Annotated in this window: 5 protein-coding genes and 1 pseudogene; 3 read left to right on the top strand and 3 right to left on the bottom strand. The window is 71.6% G+C overall.

Features of this window, described 5'->3' with window-relative positions; all coding sequences use genetic code 11:
* Nucleotides 1-247, top strand: a pseudogene (locus OFY01_RS20380) (insulinase family protein); the annotation flags it as partial.
* 37 nt (nucleotides 248-284) lie between these two features.
* On the opposite strand, the gene OFY01_RS20375 reads toward OFY01_RS20380, so the two are convergent.
* From OFY01_RS20375 to OFY01_RS20365, 3 genes are all read right to left on the bottom strand, one after another.
* On the bottom strand, nucleotides 285-539 hold the full coding sequence (locus OFY01_RS20375) for an SPOR domain-containing protein (RefSeq protein ID WP_266601948.1): 255 nt from the start codon (nucleotides 537-539) through the stop codon (nucleotides 285-287).
* Between the two features lie 197 nt (nucleotides 540-736).
* The gene (locus OFY01_RS20370; protein ID WP_456115289.1) at nucleotides 737-2,572 is read right to left on the bottom strand and encodes a purine-cytosine permease family protein; all 1,836 of its coding nucleotides are present in this window, start codon (nucleotides 2,570-2,572) and stop codon (nucleotides 737-739) included.
* A gap of 174 nt (nucleotides 2,573-2,746) precedes the next feature.
* On the bottom strand, nucleotides 2,747-3,499 hold the full coding sequence (locus tag OFY01_RS20365; protein WP_266601946.1) for a GntR family transcriptional regulator: 753 nt from the start codon (nucleotides 3,497-3,499) through the stop codon (nucleotides 2,747-2,749).
* A 299-nt stretch (nucleotides 3,500-3,798) separates the two neighbouring features.
* On the opposite strand from OFY01_RS20365, the gene OFY01_RS20360 reads away from it, so the two are divergent.
* Nucleotides 3,799-4,923 carry a threonine synthase gene (locus OFY01_RS20360; protein ID WP_266601945.1) on the top strand — a complete coding sequence of 375 codons (1,125 nt, stop codon included), beginning with the start codon at nucleotides 3,799-3,801 and terminating at the stop codon, nucleotides 4,921-4,923.
* 225 nt (nucleotides 4,924-5,148) lie between these two features.
* Nucleotides 5,149-7,335, top strand: coding sequence for an MMPL family transporter (locus OFY01_RS20355; protein ID WP_266601944.1), 2,187 nt, complete (start codon nucleotides 5,149-5,151; stop codon nucleotides 7,333-7,335).
* Nucleotides 7,336-7,484 lie beyond the last annotated feature (149 nt).

The following is a 7,484-nucleotide window of genomic DNA, read 5'->3' as shown; positions in this document are numbered from 1 at the left end:
GGGCGTGCGCGCGGCGGGGGCGACGGCGCCGACCCGGCGGACCGGCGGTCAGACGGCGCTGCTCGTCGTCTTCGGTCTGCTCACCGTGGTGTGGGGCCTGATCGCGCTGCTGTACTGCATCGGCGGCGCCACCGACTCCGAGACGAGCACGGGTGAGTGGATCGTCACCAGCCTGTTCATGTGGGGCGTCGACGCGCTGTTCGCGTGGCCCGCGGTACGGGTCCTGCGGCGCACTCGGCGCGTGTGACGCACCGGAGCGCGCGGTCACGTGCCGGAGCGCGCGGTCACGTGCCGCGCACCGTGCCGTTGCGCGCCGTGCCGTTGCGCGCCGACCCGTTGCGTACCGTCCCGTTGCGCTCCCTGCCGCTCGGCTGCTCAAGACGCTCGACGCAGTAGAGCCGCTCGGCGTTGCGGTCGTCGAGGCTGTCGGCGAGGCGCTGCGCCTCCGCCCTGGTCGCGTACCTCCCCACGCGGTAGCGGTTCCCGTTCCCGTCCTCGCGTACGACGAGCCACGGAAGTGTGGTCGTGCTGTCGGTCATCGCGCCCCTCCGCTTCCCCGTCCCGTTCCGCTTCCCCGTCCCCCGAGGAAACCTCACCCCGCATATGCCCGAGCCTACGCCAGACATTTACGGAGCGGATACGGGTTTACACAAAGAGGTACGCAACAAGCCATCGGCGGACGTGGCGAGGGGGGCGCGTCCGCCCGGACGCGCCCCCCTCGTGGTGCTGAGGCCGGTCAGTCCGTGCGCAGCGTCGGCATCGGCATGAGCACCGGCTCCCCCGTCGGCCTCCTGGTGCACGCGTCGCCGCAACCGGAGTCGAGGGAGCAGCAGAGCGAGCAGACGGGTCCGGAGTGGACCGGGCAGTCGGCGATGTCCGGCAGCTCGTACGCCGTCTCGCAGACGCGGCACGTGTGGGTGGCGGTGACGTCCTCGACGGCGGCATCCGGACCGTTCACCGGATTCGGCCGCGCCAGGTAGTACCTGCCCTTCGTCGCCCAGGCGATCAGCGGGCAGAGCACCAGGGCCAGACCTGCGGCGATGAACGTGGAGAACGCCTCGGCGTACTCTCCGAAGAGGCCGAAGAACGCCATGATCGAGACGGTCGACGCGATCACCATCGAGCCGAACCCGGCCGGGTTCACGGCATACAGGTACGCGCGCTTGAACTCGATGTACTTCGGGCTCCAGCCCATCCGCTTGTTGATGACCAGGTCGGCGGCGACCGCCGCGATCCAGGCGATGCCCACGTTCGAGTAGAAGCCGAGCAGTCTGTTCAACGCGGCGAACATGTTCATCTCCATCAGCGTCAGCGCGATGGCGAGGTTGAGGAAGATGTACCAGACGCGGCCCGGGTGGCGGTGGGTGACGCGGGAGAAGAAGTTCGACCAGGAGAGCGAACCGCTGTACGCGTTGGTCACGTTGATCTTGATCTGCGACACGACGACGAAGAGCGCGGCGGCCGGCAGCGCCGCCGAGCCGAGCCACGGCTTGAGCGCCTCGACCTGCGGCGCGATGGGTTCGAGCGCGTGGGTCCTGCCGACGGCCCCCAGCGCGACGAAGGCGAGCAGCGCCCCGCCGAGCTGCTTGGCGGCGCCGATGATCACCCATCCGGGCCCGGCCGCGAGAACGGCCAGATTCCATCGCCCGCGGTGGGACTCCGTGCGGGCCGGCATGAAGCGCAGGTAGTCGGCCTGTTCACCGATCTGCGCGATGAGTGAGAGCGCGACGCCGGTGCCGAGCCCGAATCCGGTCCAGGAGAAGCCGCTGCCCGCGCCCTCGGTGCCGCCGAAATGGGTGAACGCCGAGAACGAGCCCGGCGAGTGGAAGGCGAGGACGACGAAGGGCAGGACGAGCCCGATGAGCCAGAGCGGCTGGGTCCACGCCTGCACCTTGGCGAGTGCGCCCATCCCGCGGAAGACGATCGGGATGACGACGAGTGTGGTCAGCAAGTAGCCGACGGGCAGCGGCAGTCCGGCCACCTCGTGCATCGCCTGCGCCATGATCGAGCCTTCGAGCGCGAAGAAGATGAAGGTGAAGGAGGCGTAGATGAGGGACGTGAGGGTGGAGCCGAAGTAACCGAACCCGGCGCCGCGTGTGATCAGGTCCATGTCCAGGCCGTACGTGGCGCAGGCTCGGGCGATCGGGACGCCGGTGATGAAGATGATTGTCGCCGCGCAGAGGATCGAGGCGAGCCCGCTGGTGAATCCGTACGTGAAGACGATGGACGCGCCGATCGCGAAGTCGGCGAGGTAGGCGATGCCGCCGAGCGCGGTGGAGGCGACCATCGTCGGCGACCAGCGCCGGTAGGAGTGCGGGGCGTAGCGCAGGGAGAAGTCCTCGCGCGACTCGTCGGCGGCCAGCCTGGCGTAACTGCGCTTGGGCGCGTCGGGCCCGGACGCACCGGAGGGCGCGGAGGGGACGGAAGGCGCCGAGGGCGCGGAGGGTGCGGAAGCCCCGGAAGACGCGGAGGGCGCGGAAGACGCGGAGGGCGCGGAGGGCGCGGGTTGTTCGGGCGGTCCGGACGGCGCCGGAGCCGCCGGGTGGGTGCTGGTCAGGGCGGGCTCGGTCAAGATCGGCTCCCGTTCGTCCGGCTGCGGTATACCAAGTACGCAGCAGGAAGGTAGGAGCCGTGCATGACAATTCCGGGCGGCGCGGGATTGCCCCGCTGTTACGGGGCGCCTCCCCCGGTTAACTCGTCGTCACGCGACGCGGACGCCCTGTCCGGCTATCGGCGCCCGTGCCCGTCACTTCACCGGCAGGTGGTACGCGATCCGGTACCGGTCCGCCGGGACGACGACGTCGGCCGTCTCGACCGGGCGACCGGAGGCGAAGAACGTGCGGTGGATGACGATGACGACATGCCCCGGCACGCCGCCGAGGGCGCTCAACTCCTCGGCGAGACCCGGGCGGGCGGCCACTTCCTCCGTCACGTTGTCCACCACCACGTCGATCGCCGCCATGCGTTCGACGACGCCGCAGCCGCCGAGCGGCCCCTCCTCCGGCAGCATCACGGGCGTGCGCCCCGTGACTGCCAGCGGTTCCCACGACGTGGCCAGCATCATCGTCTCGCCCGCGTCCCGGTACACGTACTTGGTGCACATCACGCGGTCGCCGGGGCGCAGGCCGAGCCGCTCGGCGACGGCGGCGTCCGCTGCCTCCTGCTCGCTGCGGGACTCCCAGGTGCCGCGGGCCGCCGGGTCGGCCTGCTCCTGGCGGAACGGCGTGGATCCGCCGTCCGCCCGGTATCCCGACCTGGCCACCTTGCGCGGCACGGGCCGCTCGCGCACATACGTCCCCGAGCCCGAGCGCCCCTCGACGAGTCCCTCCGCCATGAGCACTTTGCGGGCTTCGAGGGCGACCGTGTCCGAGACGCCGTACTCCTCGCGGATTCTCGCCTGGGAAGGCAGGCGGGTGTGCGGCGGGAGCGAACCATCGACGATCTTCTTGCGGAGATCACCCGCGACGCGCAGGTACGCCGGCTGCTCACCGAATGCCACTGACAACTCCCACCGAATTCCCCCCACCGGACAACCACGGACCAAGACCGAACAACTGCGGGCTGAACACTGCCTGATCGACAGACAGCAACAGCGTGACAACCGTGAGTTGAGCCGTGCAAGCAAAGGCCAAAGAATCACTCGATGTGATGACTGACGGCCGCCAAGGGCTTTACCGGGTGAGTTTCTCCAGGTAGTGCGGGATTCACACATCAACCCAGACATCGACCGTGCGTACGAGCCACGTCGACCCCCGGCGCACCGGCCGCACCGGCCGCACCCCGCCTACCCTCTCCCCCATGAGCGCCCTCCCCGATCGCTACTGCCCGACCGACGGCACCCGCATCCCCTCCGCCTCCCTCACCTGGTGCTGCCCCGCCTGCCGCGGCCCGCTCGACCTCGATCACCACCCCACCCCGGCCCCGCTCAAGTCCCTGACGAACCGGCCCGGTTCACTGTGGCGGTACGCCGAGTGCCTGCCGCTGCCCAGGCCGGACTTCACCCTCGGCGAGGGCCGCACCCCGCTCGTCCCGCTCACCGGCGACGTCTCGGCCAAACTGGACTTCCTCATGCCGACGCTGTCGTTCAAGGACCGCGGCGCCGTCCTGCTCACCGCGCTCGCCGCCCACCTGCGCCCCGACCTCGTCGTCGCCGACAGCAGCGGCAACGCGGGCACGTCCGTCGCCGCGTACTGCGCCCGCGCGGGGCTGCCGTGCGCGGTGTACGTCCCCGACGGCACGTCACCCAAGAAGCTCGAACAGATCAGGGCGCACGGCGCGCGCGTGGAGCCGGTCACGGGCGGCCGGGAAGCGGCGGCCCGCGCCGCCCGCGCCGCGGCGGACGGCGACGGCGTCTTCTACGCCAGTCACGTCTTCAACCCGTACTTCCTGCACGGCACCAAGACGTACGTCCACGAGCTCTGGGAGGACCTGGGCGGACGCCTGCCCGATGTCATCGTCGTGCCCGTCGGCAACGGCACGCTCCTGCTCGGCGCCGCCCTCGCCGTCGCCGAGCTGCACTCGGCCGGCCTCATCGACCGCCGCCCCGCCCTGCACGCCGTCCAGGCGGCGGCGGTCGCGCCGCTGGCGCGGGCGTGGCAGCAGGGCGCGGACGACGTGACCGAACCGGTGGCGGTGGCCCCCACCCTCGCCGAGGGCATCGCGATCCCGGCCCCACCCCGGGCCCGCCAGATCCTGCGCGCGGTCCGCGAGTCCGGCGGTGCCTTCCACACGGTGACGGAGGACCAGATCCGCCATGCCCAGCTCGACCTCGCCTCGCAGGGCCTGTACGTCGAGTCGACCGGCGTGGCCTGCTGGGCGGCGACCCGCGAGAGCGGCCCCCTGGGCGCGACCCTGGCAGGCCGCAGCGCGGTGGTGCCGCTGTGCGGGGCGGGCCTGAAGTCGGGGCTCGCGGCACAGGGGTGACGCGCGCCCCTCGTCCTCCCGGGCGCGGCCCGCCGGACCGGGGGGCCAACGGACCGGACCAGGGGGCCAACGGCCCGGTGGGCCAACGGACCGGTGGGCCGCCGGGCCAGGGACCGCCGAGCCAAGGGCCCGCACACCCTCTTTGCATACCCCCGGGGGTAACCCGTACGCTACACGGGAACTTACCCCCGGGGGTATCTGTGTGCCGAGAGGAAGACAGCCGAGATGACCACCACCCCGTCCACGACAGCGACCACGGCGGACGCCCGCGGCCCACAGGGGCCGACGAAGCCGCCCAAGCCGCCGGGGCGCCTCGGACGCCTCGGCGTAGGGGCCACCACCCACCTCCGCCTCGTCCTGGTGCTGTGGCTGGCCGTGGTGGCGGGCCTCGGGGCCTTCGCCCCTCAGGTGACGTCGGCGCTGGCCGGGGCCGGGTGGCAGGCGAGCGGCTCGCAGTCCGTCACGGTGCGCGAACTGGCCCGTGAGCACTTCGGGGGCAACGCCTCCTCCGCCCTCCAGGTCGTCGTCGCCTCCGACAAGCCGGTGTCCGACGCCGCCGCCCAGAAGGTGATCGGCAAGGCGACCGCCCTGCTGGAGGGTGACCCCCGCGTCTCCCAGGTCGTCCCGCCACAACCGGGCGCGACCATCAGCCGCGACGGGAAGACCGCCGTCCTCCTGGCGGGGGCGGCCGCCGACACGAACGACATGGTCAGGGCGGCCGACGACCTGAAGAAGCCCCTGGCGGACCTGTCGGGCCACGGCATCCAGGTCACGGCGACCGGTTCGTCGGTGATGTGGAGCGACTTCAACACCGCCAACCACGACTCGATGATGAAGTCGGAGATGGTGTCGTGGCCGGTGACCATGGCCATCCTCGTCCTGGCCTTCGGCTCCCTGGTGGCCGCCGGGCTTCCGCTGCTGCTGACCATCGCGGGACTCGCGGCGTCGGCGGGCGCGCTCGTGCTCCTCGACCACCTCACACCGACATCCATCTGGGCGATGAACTTCGCGATGATGTTCGCGCTCGCCCTGGGTATCGACTACGCGCTCTTCCTCGTCGTACGGTTCCGCGCCGCGCTCGCCCGGCACGGCGCGCCCGTGCGGGCCGTCGCCGAGACGATGGACACCGCGGGCAAGGCCGTCGCGCTGTCCGGACTGACCGTCCTGGTCAGCCTGTCGGCGGTGATGCTCGTACCGGCCCCGGCCTTCCGCTCGATGGCGCTCGGCATCATGCTGGCCGTCGTCTTCGTCCTCGCCGCCACGCTCACCCTGCTGCCCGCCGTCCTCGGCCGCCTGGGCGCCAGGGTCAACGCGGCCTCGCTCCCCTTCGCCCGCGCGACCGCCACGGGCGAAGGGCCCTCGCCGCGCTTCACCGCCTGGGGCGAACGGCTGTGGCGGCACCCGGTCCGCCACGGCCTGCCCGCGCTGCTCGTCCTCGTCGCGCTCGCCGCGCCGGTGCTCGGGCTGCGTACCGCGATGCCGTCGATCACCGTCGTCCCGCCCCACGACTCCTCGCGCGTCGGGTACGAGACCGTGCAGAAGGCGTTCGGTGACGGCGCGCCCGGCACGCTGCAGATCGTCACGCCGAGCGGTGTCGCGGCGCGGGCCGAGCAGGTACTGAAGGCCGACAAGGCGATCGCGGGCGTGCTGCCGGGGCAGCGGGCCCAGGACGGCAGCGCCCTGACGCTCTTTCAGGCCGTGCCCGCGGTGGACCCGTCGGACCCGTCGCTCGCGCGAACCGTGGACACGCTCCGCCACGACCTGCCCGACGGCGCGCTCGTGGGCGGCGCGGCCGTCGAGAACCTGGATCTGCAGAGCACACTGGACGCCAAGACGCCGCTCGTCATGGGAGTCGTCCTCGCCCTGGGCTTCCTGCTGCTCCTGATCGCCCTGCAGGCGCCGCTGGTGGCGCTCATCGGTACGGTCACCAACCTGCTCGCCACCGCCGCGGCCTTCGGCGCCGCCCGGCTCGTCTTCCAGGACGGCCACGGCGCGGGACTGCTCGGCTTCACCCCGCAGGGCTTCCTGGACGGCTGGGCTCCGGTCTTCTTCTTCGCGATGATCTTCGCGATCGCCATGGACTACACGGTGTTCCTGCTCTCCACGGCCAAGGAGCACTACGAGCGGACCGGCAGCCCGCGCACCGCCGCGGTCGCCGCACTCGGCCACTCGGGCCGCGTCGTCTTCGCCGCGGCGGCCGTCATGGTGGCCGTCTTCTTCACCTTCGCCCTGTCGGGGCCGCTGCCGCCGAAGGAGATGGGCATCGTGCTCGGCGTCGCGGTCCTGCTCGACGCCGCGCTGGTCCGGCTGGTCCTGCTGCCGGTACTGCTCCGCCTCACCGGCAGGGCCGCCTGGCACACCCCCGCCTGGCTGCGCCGCGTACTGCCGAGGATCCACTTCAGCCACGACTGACATACACATACCCGTAGACCGGCAGGCTCTGGCACCGCCTGCCGGGTCGGGGCCGACCGCCCGGAGCATCACGGGCGGGGACGGCATTGGAGCGGTCGACATTCAACAAAATGTCGAATTTATGCGGGTTCGCGCGAATCTCTTGACCT

It is taken from the genome of Streptomyces beihaiensis (genome assembly GCF_026274175.1).
Taxonomy (GTDB): Bacteria; Actinomycetota; Actinomycetes; order Streptomycetales; family Streptomycetaceae; genus Streptomyces; species Streptomyces beihaiensis.
This window is presented reverse-complemented; position numbering and strand designations above follow the sequence as displayed.

Excerpts from the sequence above, each read along its gene's own strand:
- OFY01_RS20375 (WP_266601948.1), bottom strand. The coding sequence starts at position 539 with ATGACCGACAGCACGACCACACTTCCGTGGCTCGTCGTACGCGAGGAC.
- OFY01_RS20360 (WP_266601945.1), top strand. The coding sequence starts at position 3,799 with ATGAGCGCCCTCCCCGATCGCTACTGCCCGACCGACGGCACCCGCATC.
- OFY01_RS20355 (WP_266601944.1), top strand. The coding sequence starts at position 5,149 with ATGACCACCACCCCGTCCACGACAGCGACCACGGCGGACGCCCGCGGC.